Raw genomic sequence first — 17119 nt, 5'->3', positions numbered from 1 at the left:
AGCCCAAGACGGAGAGACTTCCCATGTGGCGCAATTATCTGACGGTCGGCCTGCGGTCACTGCTCAAGAGCCGCACCTATGCGGCGATCAACATATTGGGGCTGGCGACCGGCATGGCGGCCTGCCTCATCATCCTGCTGTTCGTCCGCAATGAACTGACCTTCGACGCCTGGATGCCGCAGGCGGACCGGACCTTCCAGTTCCAGACCTATTATACCGATCCGCATGGCGGCCGCGAAAACAATCTCCAGATGGCGCCCTATGTCGCGCAGGCGGCGCTGCGGAAGGATTTCCCCCAGATCGCGGCGGCCGTCCATCTGCTGTCGGCCGGGCCGGTCGTGCTGCGCAACGGCGTCGCGACCGAAGTCGACGACATGAAATTCGTCGACGGCCCGGTGTTCGATGTGCTCGACCTGCCGCTGGTGAAGGGCGATCCGCGTACCGCGCTCGCAAAGCCCGGCGACATGGTGCTGACCGACAGCGAGGCGAAGCGCCGTTTCGGCAGCGAAGACCCGATGGGCCAGACGCTGACGCTCATCTCGCGCGGCATCTCGACCGACTATCGCGTCAATGGCGTGCTCAAGGATCTGCCCAAGGCCTCGCACCTCAAACTCACCATGCTCGCCCGCTATGATCCGCCCAGCTACTGGGCGCAGACGCCCGATTTCCTCAGCCAATATGGCTGGCAATCGGGCTGGATCTATGTCCGGCTGAAGCCCGGCGCCGACGTCAAGGCGATCAATGCGCAGCTGCCGCAATGGGAAAAGCGCAACATCCCCGACCAGTTTTTCGGCGGCCGTCGCTTCAACCAGGGCGACGACATGAACTTCGCCCTCGTCAATGTCCGCGACGTCCATCTCGGCCGGGCTCAGAACGGGTCGATGACGCCGGGCAATGATCGCGGCTCGATCATCACCTTTGCCATCGTCGCCCTGCTCATCCTGGGCATGGCCTGCGTCAATTTCGTCAATCTCGCCACCGCCCGCGCCAGCCAGCGCGCGCGGGAGGTTGCCCTGCGCAAGGTACTGGGCGCCAATCGCCGCCAGTTGGTGCTGCAATTCATCGGCGAATCCATCCTGGTCTCGGCGGTGGCGATGCTGGTCGCGCTGGCGCTGACCGAATTGCTGCTGCCGCTGGTCAGCCGCTTCCTCGACGCGGACCTCAGTCTCCATTATTTCGGCAGCGGCGGCCTCATCCTGCCGATCATCGGCCTGGTGCTGCTGGTCGGCGTGGCCGGCGGCGCCTATCCCGCCTTCTACCTGTCCCGCTTCCAGCCTGCCCGCGTGCTCAAGGCCAACAAGTCGGCGGCCGATGCGGAAGGATCGGGCCGGTTGCGCAGTGCGCTGGTCGTCGCCCAGTTCGCGGTGTCGATCGGCCTCATCATCTGCACGGCGGTGGTCTATGCCCAGACCCTCTACGCCCGCAATTCCGATCCCGGCTACAAGCGCGAGGGGCTGATCCAGATTTCGGGCATCAGCCGCCGCCAGCTCGATCCGGTGCTCGACACGATGGTGCGGGAAATCGAGAAGGTCGACGGCGTGACCTCGGTCGGCCGCACCAATATCGGCATCAGCACCACCAACAACACCAATAGCGGCATCCTCGTGCCCGGCCGTGAAGAGCCGATCAGCATGGGCATCTATCAGGTCGACACCAAATTCTTCGACACGATGGGCATCAAGCTGCTCGCCGGGCGGAGCTTCGACATCAACCGGCCGATCGACGACATCACCCGTCCCTTCCCGGAGGTTCCGGAGGCCGAGCGGGCCTTTGCCGCGCGCGGCGCCAATACCGTGGTCAACGAACTGGCGGTCAAGCGGCTGGGCTTTGCCTCACCGCAGGACGCGATCGGCAAGCAGGTGCGCGGCGGCCTGGTGCGCGACGAATTTGGCGGCAGCGTGCCCATCACCATCATCGGCGTCGTCCAGGATTCGCGCTTCCGCTCGATCCGCGACCCGATGGACCCGATCTTCTTCCTCTTCGATCGGGACAATCATAACGAAATGCTGATCCGCTATCATGGCAATCCGGCGACGGTGCTGGCGCGGATCGAAAGCGTGTGGAAGCGGCTCGCTCCCGAAGTGCCCTTCAGCGCCCGCTTCAGCGACGACATCGTGCGCGAAGTCTATCATGCCGAAGAAGCACGGGCCCAGGCCTTCGCCGCCTTCGCCCTGCTGGCGGTGATCGTCGGCTGCCTTGGCCTGTTCGGCCTGTCCGCCTTCACCGCGCAGCGCCGGACCAAGGAAATCGGCATCCGCAAGGTGCTGGGCGCCAGCACGGGCAAGATCGTGCAGCTGCTGGTCTGGCAGTTCACCCGCCCGGTGCTGATCGCCAACCTCATCGCCTGGCCGGTCGCCTGGTGGGTGATGCGCGACTGGCTCAACGGCTTTGACTCCCGCATCGCGCTGACGCCCCTGCCCTTCCTGCTGGCAGGCGGGCTGGCGCTGCTGATCGCGATCCTCACGATCGGCGCGCACAGCTTCCGCGTCGCGCGCACCAACCCGATCCACGCGCTGCGCTACGAATGACAGAAAACAGGCCGGCCATCCTGGTGGATGACCGGCCTGCCTGTTCGCGGGACTGGCCCGCGCTTATTTCACCTGGGCCAGCGCCGCATTCATCCGCTTGGCGGCGAAGGGCGGCAGCTTGACCGCCTTGGCCGCCGTCACATCGGCCGCTGTCGGCTTGCCCACCTGCACCAGCGCCACCATGCCCATCGAATAATGGGGCATGCATTTGATGCCATAGAGGCCCGGCTTGCTGACGGTCAGCACCGCCTCCTTGTTCATCGCCCCTTTCATCGGGGTCGCGCCGGCCGGCAACATGGTGGAAATGGTCTCGGCATTATGGCTGGGATCGGTCGGCTGGAAATGGATCACGTCGCCCGGCGCCGCCTTCACGAAGGACGGTTCGAACACCATCGCGCCATCGGCGCCCTTGTTCTTCATATGGACGGTGATGTCCTTGGCCGCGGCCGGCATCGCACTGGCCATGGCCAGGCCGCCGATGATCGCCAGCGCCGAACGATGAAGCATTTACTCTCTCCCGAAAATCAATGGTTTGAACTACCCCGTTAGCGTGCAACATGCCGCAAATCGGGCGCCGGACAATTGACCTTTGGTCCTATCGGCGCGCGGGTTGGACGGGCCTCAGGTCGCGGCCCAGATCGCGCCAGCCGTCGGTCCCCTCGGCCAGCCACCAGATGTTGCGATAGCCCATCGCCCGCAGCCGTCGCGCCGCATTCCAGCCCATCCAGCAATCCGCCCGGCAGAAGGTGACGATCATCCGGTCCCGCTTTCCCCCGGTCAGCCGCGCGACGCCGCGCGCGAACCAGTCGGCGATATCCGGCATCGGCGCGCCCCGCCCGCTTTCGGGAAACCAGTGGGCACCGGGAATGCTCTCATGCGGCTGCGCCAGTTGCCAGCGTCCGTCCGCCGCGCGATGGCCGCCCTCGGCCGGCAGCACGTCAATCAGGATCATGTCGACATCCGGCCGCAGCCCGGCGATCGCGGCCGGCGCGATCCTGCCTACCCCCTCGGGCGAGCGATGCACCGGCCCACGATAATGGGCAATGCGATACCCCTCTGCGTCGAACAGGCCAGCCTCCTGCGCCCGCGCCTGCGTCACGCCAGGCACCAGCAGCAGCACCGCCATCAGCCCGATCCTCGCCCGCATCCCCATCCCTTCCAGGCTCCACGACCCAAGGTGCAATGGTAGCCGGTTTTTCCCGGCGCTAGGCATGGACTTTGGGAGAAGAGGATGAACAGGCGCAAGACCCTGACAGCCATGGCCATGTCCTGCCTGCTGGCAGCCGGCAGCATCGCGCCTGCCCGCGCGCCCTATCCCGCCGATCCGCTGCATTCGCCGATGTGGACCGCCCATGCGCAGACCATCTTCGGCGACGATCCGGTCAGCTTCGATCCGCGCGTGAAGGTCAGCTATCCCGAAATCGCGGAAAACCAGCGCAGCTTCCCGGTCGCGCTCGACGCGCGCGGCCTCGGTCCGGGCCTCGGTCCGGTCAGGCGCATGCTGATCCTGGCCGATCTCAATCCCATCCCGATCGCCATCGATTATCGGCCCGACGGCGCCGAACCTTATGTCGCCACCCGCATCAAGCTCGACCAACGCACCCCGGTGCGCGGCGCGGTGCAACTGGCGGACGGCCAATGGCTGGTCAGCGGCGGCTGGGTCGATGCGGCGGGCGGCGGCTGCTCGGCCCCGCCGGTCAGCCGGGTGAAGGGCGACTGGGCCCAGCATCTGGGCGAAATGCGGGGCGAAGCCTGGCCGATGGCCGACGGCGCCAGCCGGCTGCGCGTCACCTTCCGCCATCCGATGGACACCGGCTTCGTCGCCAATATCCCGACCTATCATATCGAACAGATGCGCGTGACCGGCCCTGACGGCCAACTGCTCGGTCAGATGGAGATATGGGCCGCCGTCGCCGAAGACCCCGCCATCACGCTGATGCCCCGCGCCCATCCCGGCGACACGCTCTCCATCGCCGCGCGCGACACCAATGGCCGCGCCTATCTCGCCAAGGTGACGGTCGCCCGCCAGTCGCCCCTGCCCACTGCCACCGGCGCGACCGGCCGATGATGCTCAACCGCCGACAGGCGCTGGCCGGCATGACCGGCGCCCTCCCGCTGCTGACCGGGGCCGCACCGGACGATTATCGCATCGATCCGCAGCCGGTCGCCGATGGCCTCTGGATGATCCATGGCGCCGACGAACCGATGCTGTTCGCCAATGGCGGCGCGATCGCCAATATCGCGATCATCGCCACCCCGGCCGGCACGCTGCTGGTCGATGCCGGCCCGTCGATCCGCTATGGCCACATGCTCAGGAAAGTGGCGGAGACGCTGACCGGCCAGCCGGTCGTGCGGGTCTATGTCACCCATCTCCATCCCGACCATGGCATGGGCATCGCCGCCTTCGATCCCGCCATCGTCGCCGCCCTGCCCGGCACGATCGCCGACATGGAACGGGACGGGCGCGGTTTTTCCGATGCGCTCTATCGCCTGCTGGGCGACTGGATGCGCGGCACCGACCTCGCCCTGCCGGGCCGGCGGATCGACCAGCCGGCGGAGGATTTCGGCGGCCGCCGCCTGCAACTGCTGCCGCTCGCCGGCCACAGCAATGCCGATCTCGCCTTGTTGGACGAACGCACCGGCACGCTGATCGGCGGCGACCTGCTCTTCCTCGACCGCGCGCCCAGCACGCCGACCGCAAACCTTGGCCGCTGGCGCGAGAGCCTGGATGCGCTCGCCAGATTACCGCACAAGGCGGCGATCCCCGGCCATGGCCCGTTCGATCCCGGCGGCACCCGCGCCATCGCCCAGACCCGCGACTGGCTCGACTGGCTCGACACGACGCTGCGCACCGCCGTGCAGTCCGGCCTCGACATGGTGGAGGCCGGCACTCTCCCCATCCCCGACCGCTTCGCCACCATCGCCGCCGCCCGCTACGAGCTGCAACGCAGCGTCGCCCATCTCTATCCCGCGCTGGAGGCGGAACTGCTGCCCAGGGTGGATCTGCCGGAGGGATGATCGCCGGCGATTTTCAATGGGATTCCAGCCCGTCCATGATGCCCTGCAGCACCGCTGCCGACGCCTGCAGCGCCGCCCGCTCCTCCGCATCCAGGTCCGGCGCCAGCACCCGGCTCACCCCCAGCGCCCCGATCACGCAGGGCAGGCTCAGATAGACGCCCGCCACCCCGCATTCGCCATGGGCCAGGGTCGACACCGGCAGCACCACCTGCTCGTCGCGCCGCACCGCCTCGCACAGCCGCACGATCGCCGTCGCCACGCCATAGCTTGTATGACCCTTGCCATAGTTGATCGCATAGCCCGCCCGCATCGTCTCATGCGCCAGTTCCGCCCGGTCCAGCACAGCGCCGCCGCGAAACTGGTCCAGCGTCACCCCGCCGATCCGCACGCCCGAAAAGACCGCCACCTCGCTGTCGCCATGCTCGCCCAGCACCTGTCCCTCGACCGACACCGGCGCCACCCCCAGCCGGTCGGCCAGCCGCCGGCGGAAGCGCGCACTGTCGAGCAGCGTCCCGGTGCCAATCACCTGCCCCACCGGCAGGCCCGACGCGCGCTGCGCCACCTGCGCCATCGCATCGACCGGGTTGGACGCGACGATCATCACCCCGCCAAAGCCCGCCTCCACCACCCGCCGCGCACAGTCCGCCACGATGGCGGCGCTGCGTCCGGCCACCGACAGCCGGCTTTCCTCGCCATGGGTGGTCGCGCCCGCCGTGATGACCACGATCGCCGCATCGCCCGCATCCCGATAATCGCCGCGCAGGACATGGGCCGGCCGCGCCAGCGCATTGGCGTCGGCAATGTCCAGCGCCTCGGCCTGTGCGCGCGGCCCGTCCGCATCGATCAGCAATATCTGCGTGAACAGCCCGCGCAGCATCATCGCATAGGCGGCCGTGGCACCGACATGGCCGGTCCCGATGATCGCAACCTTGTCGAACCGTACCGCCATGCCTTGTCGCCTTTCGCTATTGCCCGACCGCCTCCGCCCGCGCCACCAGCGCCCGCGCCTCGTCGACATGCATCGCCTCGATCATCCGCCCCTCGAAGCGCTCGGCCCCGCCGGTCGCCGCCTCGATCAGCCGGCGCGCATCCGCCACCGCCTGCGCGTTCGGGCCGAACGCCTGGTTCGCCACCGGCACCTGTCCGGGGTGGATCAGCGTCTTGCCGTCAAAGCCGAAGCCATGGCCCTCGGCGCATTCCGCCTCCAGCCCCGCTTCATCATCCAGCCGGTTGAACACACCGTCGAACACCGCGATCCCCGCAGCGCGCGCCGCCAGCACCACGCTCTGCAGCACATGGGCCAGCCCCGCCCGCCCGGCCGAGGGCGGAATGGCCAGATCCTTGCGCAGGTCATTGGTGCCCACGAACAGCGCCGCGCAACCCTCGCCCGCCGCGATTCCCGGCGCCGCCAGCACGCCCTTCGCGCTCTCGATCATCGCGATCACCGGCTTCTGCGCGACGGAATAGACATCCTTCACCTGCTTGGCATTCTCGACCTTGGGCAGCACCACATAGTCGGCCGCGGTGCGCTTCAATGCCACCATCTCTGGCCCGTGCGACGGCATCCCCTCGACATTGATCCGCACCGCCATCAGCCGCCCGCCAAAGCCCTCGCCCACGGCCTCCACCGCCGCGTCCAGCGCCGCCGCCTTGTCCGCGTCGGGCACCGCATCCTCCAGGTCCAGGATCACCATGTCGCACGCCAGCGTGCGCGCCTTGGCCACCGCGCGCGGATTGGACGCGGGCAGGAACAGCAGGGATCGGGCGTGGCGCAACTGCATCTTATGTCTCTCCATCACTTTGCCTTTTCCCGTTAACGAATAGCCGCCATAGTGCGCTCCCACATTGGGGAGGACATATGGTGACGACCTTCGCACTCACGGTCACGTTTCTGGTGCTCTTCTACCTGGCGGTCAGCGTCAAGGTGGTGCGGCAGGGCTATCAATATACGATCGAGCGTTTCGGCCGCTTTACCGAGGTGGCGAAGCCCGGCCTCAATTTCTACCCCGCCTTCTTCTACGCCGTCGGCCGCAAGATCAACATGATGGAGCAGGTCGTCGACATTCCGGGGCAGGAAATCATCACCAAGGACAATGCCATGGTGTCGGTCGACGGCGTGGTCTTCTTCCAGGTGCTCGACGCCGCCAAGGCCGCCTATGAAGTGTCCGAACTCTATGTCGCCATCATGCAGCTCGCCACCACCAATTTGCGCACCGTGATGGGCTCGATGGACCTCGACGAAACCCTGTCGAAGCGCGACGAGATCAACGCCCGCCTCCTCTCGGTGGTCGATCACGCCACCAACGCCTGGGGCATCAAGATCACCCGCGTCGAACTCAAGGACATCCGCCCGCCCGCCGACATCGTCAACGCCATGGGGCGCCAGATGAAGGCGGAGCGCGAGAAGCGCGCCAACATCCTGGAGGCGGAGGGCCTGAAAAGCAGCGAGATCCTGCGCGCCGAAGGCCAGAAACAGTCGCAGATCCTGGAAGCCGAAGGCCGCCGCGAAGCCGCCTTCCGCGATGCCGAAGCGCGCGAGCGCGAGGCGGAAGCCGAAGCCAAGGCGACCCAGATGGTGTCGGACGCGATCGCGGCCGGCAATCCGCAGGCGCTCAATTACTTCATCGCCCAGAAATATACCGACGCGGTGCAACAATTCGCCACCTCGCCCAATGCCAAGACCATTCTCTTCCCGGTCGAGGCGACCCAGCTCATCGGCACGCTCGGCGGCATCGGCCAGCTCGCCAAGGAAGCGCTGGCCGACACCCCCACCCCGCCAACGCCACCCGCCGCGTCCCGCCGGGGCCCGTTCGGCCAGACCCAGGGCTGAGGGCGAGAGCGATGGCGCCGCTGCGCAACCGGTCCTCCCTGAGCAATCGAGCCCCCCACCTTCCGTTCGCTTCGAGCGAAGTCGAGAAGCCGACAACGCAACGCATCCTCCTAAAACCGTTCGCCCTGAGCCTGTCGAAGCCTGTCCTGAGCGCCTGCCGCAGGCAGGCAGTCGAAGGGGGGCTCTCTTTTTCTAAAGGAAAAGGGCTTCGACAAGCGCAGCCCGAACGGACGAAAGCTGGCCCCACCCACCCACGTCATTCCCGCGAAAGCGGGAACCCATCTCCCACACTTTCCGCTATCCGCGACGCCAGAGCAATTGCGCCCTGCCGCCGCCGAAACGACACAAAAACACCCCACCCCACCAACCACAGGACCACCCCATGACCGACTGGCTCACCCTGCTGCAGGATCATTGGGCCTGGCTGGTCTTCGCCGCACTGCTGGCCATTGCGGAAGTGCTGATCCCCGGCGTCTTCCTGATCTGGATCGCGATCGCCGCCGCCATCACCGGCCTCGCCGCGCTGGCGCTGCCGATCGGCATCCCGCTCCAGCTGCTGATCTTCGCCGCGCTCTCGGTCATCTCGGTCTGGGCCGGGCGGCGCTGGTATGTGGACAATCCGGTGCCCTCGACCGACCCCAATCTCAACGACCGCACCGCCCGCCTGATCGGCGAACTGGTGACCGTCGTGGAGCCGATCCGCGGCGGCGAAGGCCGGGTCAAGGTCGGCGACAGCGTCTGGACCGCCCGCGGCCCGGACAGCGAAGCGGGCGCGCGGGTGCGCGTGACGGGCGCAGAAGGCGCGGTGCTGTGGGTGGAGGGGATTTAGGGCGCGACGACCGGCTGGCTCCCATCCCAGTCATTACGACCAGTCCGGCGAATGCCCGAAAGCAGACAGTGCTATTGGTCGATTTGGCCGGCGGTGTTCGGGCATTGCAGTCATACCCATGTAAACCGTTGAACGCCGGCTTCCAACACGAGCCGCGTTCGCGCCTTACATGTTTATCTATTTCAATTCTGCTCGCGCTATGCCGCAATCCAATTTACGAGCGGAACGACGATGAACCTACGTGCGTGGGTTGGGTTAACAAAGTGAGGCGAAGTTGCAACGGCTGGCTGCAGAAATTGACGGAATCGTATTCGGCTACACATCCCGCAACGATCGGACTTACAAGTCGATGAACTATCATCGTAATAAAATAAAAGCCGGGAAGACGCTATGGTCTAAGACAGTGAGCGTTTCAGAGGAAGCCGATTTTTTCGATACGAGTGATTATAAAATCTGGAAATGCGACCAAGAAAACTATTGGTGGATTTCCCAGAACGCTTCTCGCGTCGTCGGCAACTTTGGCGAGCGGGTCGCATTCTTTCCTCACTGCGGCAATCACCCAGGGCCGTGGCACGGCTACCCAGTATCTCCTTCCAATGACGAGCATTATGAAATCCCAGAGGAGGTCGTTTCGACGTGGGAAGCCGGCGATAAACCGCGGATTGACGACCTGGTCGCTGGCCGCATCCGGAAGGGCAAAATATGAGGCAGAAGACGCTCAGTCTGCACGGATCATTCGTTGAGTGCTATCTTTATTTTGATTTTGCGTGGCTGATCTCGAAAGATGGTCTAATTCGCGCGTTTGATATTCAAGAGTTCTGCAACAAGCGACTTAATGGTAGCGGCGCCGCCGCAGGCAAACTGTTCGCCGATAACCGCAGAATTGTTCCTGGCAGGCCGGATCAGGAGATTGATCGCCTATTGCAAACCGATGCCACAATCGATGTCAGCGAAGATGACGTCGAGCGGTTCTCGTACACCTTTGGCAGCAGGATAGATTTCAAATCGGTCTTGGATTTTCGTTTTTACTATGGACGTGCTTACTTCAGCACTGAAAAAAGTATTTATCAGTTTAAGGCGCTCGATCGCGATAATCTCGATTTCGGCGGTCTCGGGCGCACTGCCAAAACTCCACTTAATCAGCGACGGGTGTCGGATTTGGCCTCTCGACAATTTCGATGCCGTTATGGTGCAGTCAGCGCCGCGTGCGGAAAAAACGGCGGACTAATCGCGTTTGGGACGAACACCGAGGAAAGCGAGTGGGAAATCTCGTTCCAGGAGTTTGCTTCGCAGTCGTATGGGATCGAGTTGAACACCGATGCCATTTCAAACCTGCGGACGCCTACTCAAGTGGAATTCTACCACGCAGAATCCGGACGTACTGCTTTGTCCGTGCAAAATAAACTTGAGGCTGAAGAAAGCGGACGGCAGGAAGTCGAGCTAATGACGGTCGGCGGGCTGGACTACCAAGAGCAATCGGCGCAATTCAGAGAGCTCATCGAACATGCCGGATCGTCCGCGAAGCGGATGTTTCTGTTCAAGAGCACTATCTGGGTAGAGTTCCACGACGGCACCATCAAGCGTTTGGCCGCAACTGATCGAAATCAAATTACCGAAAATCCTCGAGAGCTTGGAAGTTTCGCTGCGCCGGGACGCGTCCTGTCAACCGATAACACAGAGATGGGCGTGGTCGTTGAAAGCGACGATCGTGTTTTCCTCCGCCGACCGAAACTATGGGTCACCTTAGTGAATGACCAAGTGCATTCGGTGCGTGGCTACATGAACTCAAAGCGTTATCGAAATATCGTCACCGCCGTCAGGCGCGAAAGCGTCGAGTTGATTGCGCTAGTTCCATGAGGTCGGCCGCCTTTCAATGGAAGCTCGCGAAGCGCCGGCAATCGGATCACCTCGCGTCAAAGAAGGTCGGTCGCGGCTTGAGCGCTGCACTCCGAAGCTGCTCCCGCCGACATTTGAACGCGGCCTGTGGCTTTCGGCCGAGCAAGCCAACGACCGATTTCGGCATAAAGAGACGTTCGCGCTTAACCCAGGGATGGGGCTGGTCGGAAGCTGTAGCGAACCAACATCCAACGGATGCGGCAGCTTTAGCGATTTGATCACCTGGAACCTGCCAGTCCGGAAACGGCCATTCGCGCCCATCCCTGTCCTACACCTCCACCCGCATGATAGCCTCGCCGGCATGACCGACATGCCCCTTCTCCATTTCACCTCCGTCCCGATGCTGCGCCGGCGCGCGTCGGGCTGGTCGCCGGCCGCGCAGCGGGCCTTTATCGACATGCTGGCGCGCTGTGGCGTGGTGGCGCAGGCGGCGCGCAGCGTCGGCTGCTCGCCGCGCTCGGCCTATCAGCTGCGGCAGAAACAGGGGGCGGAGAGTTTTGCCGCCGCCTGGGACTGGGCGCTGGAGATGGGGCTGGACGCCGCCCGTGCCCAGGCGATCGCGCTGGCCCGCTGCGCGCAGGTCCGCCCCATCGTCCGGCGCGGCGTGGTGGTCGGCCATCGCCGCGCGCCCGACAATCGGGTGATGCTGGCGGCGATGCGCACCATCTGTGCCGAGCGCAGCGGCGCCCGCGCCGCCATGCCCCATCGCCAGCGCATCGCCCTGCGCGATCTGGTCGCGGAACTCTCGATCAGCGCGCCGGAGATCGACCTTGGCTGCATCGCCCGATTATTATGATCTGTCGCGGGTAGGAAATAAGATGTCGAAATGTGCGGGAAATATGCGAAGTTAAGAGGGCGATTTCCAACCCGGCGCCCCGCCGGATGACTCGGAAATCGCGCCAGCCGCGTGATTTCCTACGGAGACCCAATCCTCATGACGACCTCCCGCCGCGATTTTCTCGTCGCCGGCTCCTCCGCCCTTGCCCTGTCCGCCCTCCCCGCCCGCACCCTGGCGCAGGCAACGACAGCCGACGCCCGCGCCGAAGCCCTGCTCGCCGGCATGGCCGAGGCGATGCTGGCCGATGCGCCCGAAACCGCGAGCGGCCTTGGCCTCGACACCGGCGCCCGCGCCCCGCTCAAAGCGCGCCTGGGCGACAAGAGCCCGGCCGGCCAGGCCCGGATCGCCGCCCATGTGAAGGATCGCCTGACCCAGCTGCGCGCCGTCGATCTCGACGCCCTGTCCCCCGCCACCCGCACCGATGTGGAGGTGGTGCGCGCCGCCCATGAACTGGCCGATGCCGGCTTCGCCTTCCCCTTTGGCGACATGGCGATGATGAACAGCAACTGGTCCTATCGCAACGCGCCCTATGCCGTCGCCCAGAATACCGGCGCCTTCATCGAGACGCCCGACTTCCTCGACGCCAATCATGGCATCGCCACCCCGGCCGACGCCGACGCCTATCTCGAACGCCTGACCCAATATGCCGCCAATCTCGACGGCGAGACCGAGCGGTTGAAGCATGACGCCGGCGTCGGCGTCGTCGCCCCCGCCTTCCTGCTCGACAAGACGCTGGGCCAGATGAAGGCGGTGCAGGGCCAGCCGATCGACCAGTGGGTGCCGGTCGCCTCGATCGCGCGCCGCACCCGCGACATGCAGGGCGATTATGCCGCCAAGGCGGAACAGATCACCCGCACCGCCATCGCCCCCGCCCTCGCCCGCCAGGCCGCCGAACTCACCCGCCAGCGTGGCCTTGCCACCATGGATGCGGGCGTGTGGAAACTGCCGCAGGGCGAGGCTTATTATGCCTGGGCGCTGCAGGCCGGCACCACCACCATGTCGCCCAACGAAGTCCATGCGCTGGGCCAGGAACAGCTCAAAGCCCTCCAGTCGGAAATGGACCGGCTCTTGAAATCCCTCGGCATGACCAAGGGGACCGTGGGCGAGCGGATGACGGCGATGGGCAAGGATCCGCGCTATATCTTCCCCAATGACGACAAGGGGCGCCAGCAGATCCTCTCCTATATCGACGGGCGCCTGGCCGATATCCGCACCCGCCTGCCCCGCGCCTTCGCGACCCTGGTGCCGGCCAGGCTGGTGGTGAAGCGGGTGCCGGTGGAGATCGAGGCCGGCGCGCCGGGCGCCTATGCCGGCGCGGGCACGATCGACGGCAGCGTGCCGGGCAATTATTATATCAACCTGCGCGATACCAGCATCTGGCCGCGCTATTCGCTGCCGACGCTTTGCTATCATGAGGGGATTCCGGGCCATATCTGGCAGGGCGAATATACCTACAAGCTGCCGCTGATCCGCTCCATGCTCGCCTTCAACGCCTATTCGGAGGGCTGGGCGCTCTATGCCGAGCAGCTGGGCGACGAGTTGGGCGCTTATGACGGCGATGTCGCCGGGCGGCTGGGCTATCTCCAGTCGATCGCCTATCGCTGTTGCCGCCTGGTGGTCGACACCGGCCTTCATGCCAAGCGCTGGACGCGGACCCAAGCGATCCACTGGTTCGCCACCACCAACGGCTCCACGGTCGAGGATGTGCAGGGCGAGGTCGACCGTTACTGCGCCTGGCCGGGCCAGGCCTGCGGCTACAAGGTCGGCCATGGCGAAATCGTCCGCCTGCGGGCACAGGCGCAACAGGCGCTGGGCGACAAGTTCGACTTCCGCCTGTTCAACGACGCCGTGGTCAAGGGCGGCGGCGTGCCGATGACGGTGCTGGCGAAAAATGTCGACGCCTATGTCGCCCAGAGGAAGGGGGCGTAACAGCCGGCAATAATCTGTCCCCCCTCCCGCAGGCGGGAGGGGGTTAGGGGGTGGGCCTGCGCAACGTCGAACCTGCCCACCCCGCTGCGACTAAATTCGCTACGCTCATTAAGTCTCGCCGCCCCTCCCGTTTACGAGAGGGGGACAGGACAACAAAAAAAGGCCGGAGGATCGCTCCCCCGGCCCTTCTCTATTCTCGCTGCCGCAGCCCTTAGCCTACAAAGGCGCGCTCGATCACGAACTGGCCCGGCGCCGCGTTGGAGCCTTCGGTGAAGCCCTGCTCCTCGAAATAGGCCGCGAACTGCTTGATCATTTCCATGCTGCCGCACATCATGATCCGGTCGGTCTCGGGGTCGAACTTGGCCGCGCCGGGAATCCCCTCGAACAGCTTGCCGCTCTCGACCAGCTTGTCGATGCGCTCATTGTTGGGGAACTCCTCCCGCGTCACGGTCGGCACATAATGGAACTGGCCGGCGGCCTGCTCCGACACCAGCGGATCTTCGGCCCACTTGCCTTCCATCTCGTCGCGGAAGGCCAGGTCGCTCACCCGGCGCACCGAATGCACCACCACGACCTGCTCGTAGAATTCATAGACATCCGGGTCGCGCGGCAGGCTGAGGAACGGCGCCAGGCCGGTGCCGGTCGACAGCATGAACAGCCGCTTGCCCGGCAGCAGCGCGTCGGTCACCAGCGTGCCGGTCGGCTTGCGGCCGAGATAGATCTGGTCGCCCGGCTCGATCTTCTGCAGCTTGCTGGTCAGCGGACCGTCCTGCACCTTGATCGACAGGAATTCGATTTCCTCGTCCCAGGCGGGGCTGGCGATCGAGTAAGCGCGCAGCAACGGCTTGCCGTTATCGCCCTTCAGGCCGATCATGATGAACTCGCCCGAACGGAAGCGGAAGCTTGCCGGGCGGGTGATGCGGAAGCTGAACAGATGCTCGTTCCAGTGCTTCACCGACAGCACGGTTTCCACGGAAAGCGCGCCGGTGGGTTCCAGAACCGGCTTTTCGATCGTCACGTCGGTCAAGACCTTATCCTTGCATTTCGTCGGCGCCGCCATGATCGGGCGGCGCTAGTTGCGGATCATTCGCAATAATGGCGTAGTCCGCAAATGGCCCCACCGCATCGCGAAGGCAAGGCCAAAAAAACTTGGGGGCGGCCAAGGGCCGGCTTTTGCCGGCCCGCCCCCGCGTTACGTCAGCCGAACAGCCCCTTGGCCAGGCCACTCAGCTCATTGAGCGGATTGCCGTCGCCATCGCGGTCCAGGAAGCCGCCCAACTGGCCCAATATCGCCTCCGGCCCGCCAAACTGGCCCAGCAACTGCTGCAGCGCATCCGCCGACACGCCATGCTCGGCCGCCGTCTCGGCCAGTGCCGACACGCTGGTCTCGCCGCTGCCGATCTTGGCGCCGATCTCGTTCAGCAGGCCCTGCATCTGCTCCGGCTCCAGCCCGACCTTCTGCGCGATCGCTTCCAGCCCGCCCAGATTGCCCATCAGATTGTCGAACATGCCCATGCTAATCTCCGCTGCCATGATAGGCGGACAGCATAGCACCGCCGCGCGCCCCGCCAAAAGCAAAAGAGCCGGAGCGTTCCCGCCCCGGCCCCTTCACTACATTGCTGCGTCCGATCAGGCGCCCATTCAGGCCGCCGTCAGCGCCGCGCTGCGCACACCATCGTCGACATGCTCCTCGAACTGGGCGAAATTGTCGACAAAGGCCTTCACCAGCGTCGCCGCCGTCGCGTCATAGCCGTCCTTGTCCGCCCACATAGCGCGCGGGTCGAGGATCTGGCTGTCGACGCCATTCACCGCCACCGGCACCTCGAACCCGAAATTGGGATCGGTGCGGAATTCGGCGCTGTTCAGGCTGCCGTCGAGCGCCGCGTTGAGCAGCGCGCGCGTTACCTTGATCGGCATGCGCTTGATCCCCGGCATGGTCGCCTTGCCACCGGCCCAGCCGGTGTTGACCAGCCAGCAGGTGACGCCGCCCTTGTTGATCCGCTCTTTCAGCAGATTGCCATAGACGCTGGGGTGGCGCGGCATGAACGGCGCGCCGAAGCAGGTCGAGAAGGTCGCTGTCGGCTCGGTCACGCCGATCTCGGTGCCCGCGACGCGCGCGGTGTAACCGGACAGGAAGTGATACATCGCCTGCTCCGGAGTCAGCCGCGCGATCGGCGGGAGAACGCCGTAAGCGTCGGCTGTCAGGAAGATGATGTTCTTGGGCACCGGCCCCAGATTCTTCTCCGACGTGTTCGGGATGAAGTCGATCGGGTAGGAACCGCGGCTATTCTCCGCCAGCGAGTTGTCGTCCAGGTCGATCTCGCGACTTTCCTCGTCGATCACGACATTTTCCAGCACCGTGCCGAACCGCTTGGTGGTGGCGAAGATCTCCGGCTCGGCCTCGGCCGACAGGTTGATCATCTTGGCATAGCAGCCGCCCTCGAAATTGAAGACCGCCTGATCCGACCAGCCATGCTCGTCATCGCCGATCAGGGTGCGGCTGGCGTCCGCCGACAGCGTCGTCTTGCCGGTGCCGCTCAGGCCGAAGAAGACGGCCGTGTCGCCATTCGGGCCGATATTGGCCGAACAGTGCATCGGCATCACGCCCTTGGTCGGCAGCAGATAATTGAGGATGCCGAACACCGACTTCTTCATCTCGCCGGCATAGCGGGTGCCGCCGATCAGGATCAGCTTCTCGGTGAAGTTGACCGCGATCACCGTCTCGCTGCGGCAGCCATGGCGTGCCGGATCGGCGACGAAGGTCGGCAGGTCGATGATGGTATATTCGGGTGCGAAGTCGGCCAGCGACGCCGCCTCGGGCCGCACCAGCAGGGTGCGGATGAACAGGTTATGCCAGGCAAACTCGTTGATGACGCGCACATTGACCCGATATTCGGGCTGCGACCCGCCATAGAGGTCGGCGACATAGAGCTTGTCCTTCTCGCCAAGCGCCTTGAAGAAATCCTCCTTCAGCGCGGCGAAGTGCGCCGGCGTCATCGGCACATTGGTCTTGCCCCACCAGACGGTGTCCTGCGTCTCGGCATCCTGGACGATGAACTTGTCGCTGGCGCTGCGGCCGGTATGCTTGCCGGTCTTGACGACCAGCGGGCCGTCCTTGGCCAAAATGCCCTCGCCATTGGCAAGCGCGGCCTCGACCAGCGGCGCGGTGCCGAGGTTCCAAAACTGGGTGGCATGGGTGGAGATGCCCTGGTCGACCAGGGTGATTGAGGATTTGGCCTGCACGCCTTAGC

Annotated in this window: 16 protein-coding genes; 9 read left to right on the top strand and 7 right to left on the bottom strand. The window is 65.0% G+C overall.

The window, feature by feature from the left end:
* Positions 1-23: 23 nt before the first annotated feature.
* On the top strand, positions 24-2528 hold the full coding sequence (locus E5554_RS09755) for an FtsX-like permease family protein (RefSeq protein ID WP_136186658.1): 2505 nt from the start codon (positions 24-26) through the stop codon (positions 2526-2528).
* A 63-nt stretch (positions 2529-2591) separates the two neighbouring features.
* On the opposite strand, the gene E5554_RS09750 is transcribed toward E5554_RS09755, so the two are convergent.
* Together E5554_RS09750 and E5554_RS09745 are read right to left on the bottom strand one after the other, a co-directional pair.
* Positions 2592-3035, bottom strand: a complete 444-nt coding sequence (locus E5554_RS09750) for a pseudoazurin (protein WP_017501382.1) — start codon at positions 3033-3035, stop codon at positions 2592-2594.
* Positions 3036-3123: 88 nt separating this feature from the next.
* The gene (locus E5554_RS09745; RefSeq protein WP_136186657.1) at positions 3124-3675 is read right to left on the bottom strand and encodes a rhodanese-like domain-containing protein; all 552 of its coding nucleotides are present in this window, start codon (positions 3673-3675) and stop codon (positions 3124-3126) included.
* Between the two features lie 84 nt (positions 3676-3759).
* Here E5554_RS09745 and E5554_RS09740 point away from each other — a divergent pair, with 84 nt between their 5' ends.
* Together E5554_RS09740 and E5554_RS09735 are read left to right on the top strand one after the other, a co-directional pair.
* Positions 3760-4596, top strand: a complete 837-nt coding sequence (locus E5554_RS09740; RefSeq protein ID WP_136186656.1) for a quinoprotein dehydrogenase-associated SoxYZ-like carrier — start codon at positions 3760-3762, stop codon at positions 4594-4596.
* A complete protein-coding gene (locus E5554_RS09735; protein WP_136186655.1) occupies positions 4593-5546 on the top strand; it encodes a quinoprotein relay system zinc metallohydrolase 1 in 954 nt (317 codons plus the stop codon). Before E5554_RS09740 ends, E5554_RS09735 begins: the two co-directional genes overlap by 4 nt.
* A 13-nt stretch (positions 5547-5559) precedes the next feature.
* On the opposite strand, the gene E5554_RS09730 is transcribed toward E5554_RS09735, so the two are convergent.
* On the bottom strand, positions 5560-6495 hold the full coding sequence (locus E5554_RS09730) for an L-lactate dehydrogenase (protein ID WP_136186654.1): 936 nt from the start codon (positions 6493-6495) through the stop codon (positions 5560-5562).
* A gap of 16 nt (positions 6496-6511) precedes the next feature.
* Entirely contained in the window at positions 6512-7327 is an 816-nt protein-coding gene (locus E5554_RS09725) for a CoA ester lyase (protein WP_136188305.1), read from the bottom strand.
* Positions 7328-7404: 77 nt separating this feature from the next.
* On the opposite strand from E5554_RS09725, the gene E5554_RS09720 reads away from it, so the two are divergent.
* The 6 genes from E5554_RS09720 (at position 7405) to E5554_RS09690 (ending at position 13868) form a co-directional block, all read left to right on the top strand.
* Positions 7405-8376: an SPFH domain-containing protein gene (locus E5554_RS09720; protein ID WP_136186653.1), complete on the top strand. Its 972-nt coding sequence runs from the start codon at positions 7405-7407 to the stop codon at positions 8374-8376.
* Positions 8377-8758: 382 nt separating this feature from the next.
* The gene (locus E5554_RS09710) at positions 8759-9205 is read left to right on the top strand and encodes an NfeD family protein (RefSeq protein WP_136186652.1); all 447 of its coding nucleotides are present in this window, start codon (positions 8759-8761) and stop codon (positions 9203-9205) included.
* 274 nt (positions 9206-9479) lie between these two features.
* Complete coding sequence (locus tag E5554_RS09705) at positions 9480-9911, top strand: hypothetical protein (protein WP_168708696.1); 432 nt, start codon at positions 9480-9482, stop codon at positions 9909-9911.
* A complete protein-coding gene (locus E5554_RS09700) occupies positions 9908-11062 on the top strand; it encodes a hypothetical protein (RefSeq protein WP_136186650.1) in 1155 nt (384 codons plus the stop codon). Before E5554_RS09705 ends, E5554_RS09700 begins: the two co-directional genes overlap by 4 nt.
* Before the next feature lie 340 nt (positions 11063-11402).
* The gene (locus E5554_RS09695) at positions 11403-11897 is read left to right on the top strand and encodes a hypothetical protein (protein ID WP_136186649.1); all 495 of its coding nucleotides are present in this window, start codon (positions 11403-11405) and stop codon (positions 11895-11897) included.
* 138 nt (positions 11898-12035) lie between these two features.
* On the top strand, positions 12036-13868 hold the full coding sequence (locus tag E5554_RS09690; protein ID WP_136186648.1) for a DUF885 family protein: 1833 nt from the start codon (positions 12036-12038) through the stop codon (positions 13866-13868).
* A gap of 211 nt (positions 13869-14079) precedes the next feature.
* On the opposite strand, the gene E5554_RS09685 is transcribed toward E5554_RS09690, so the two are convergent.
* The 3 genes from E5554_RS09685 to E5554_RS09675 form a co-directional block, all read right to left on the bottom strand.
* Positions 14080-14928 carry a ferredoxin--NADP reductase gene (locus tag E5554_RS09685; protein WP_010335536.1) on the bottom strand — a complete coding sequence of 283 codons (849 nt, stop codon included), beginning with the start codon at positions 14926-14928 and terminating at the stop codon, positions 14080-14082.
* A 137-nt stretch (positions 14929-15065) separates the two neighbouring features.
* Entirely contained in the window at positions 15066-15383 is a 318-nt protein-coding gene (locus E5554_RS09680; protein ID WP_004208078.1) for a hypothetical protein, read from the bottom strand.
* 126 nt (positions 15384-15509) lie between these two features.
* Positions 15510-17111 (bottom strand): phosphoenolpyruvate carboxykinase, encoded by a 1602-nt coding sequence (locus E5554_RS09675; protein WP_136186647.1) that lies wholly within the window; start codon positions 17109-17111, stop codon positions 15510-15512.
* Between the last annotated feature and the right edge of the window lie 8 nt (positions 17112-17119).

It is taken from the genome of Sphingobium sp. PAMC28499, from assembly GCF_004795815.1.
GTDB classification, from domain to species: domain Bacteria; phylum Pseudomonadota; class Alphaproteobacteria; order Sphingomonadales; family Sphingomonadaceae; genus Sphingobium; species Sphingobium yanoikuyae.
Note: the sequence above shows the minus strand (reverse complement) of the source record. Positions and strands in the feature narration are given on the sequence as shown.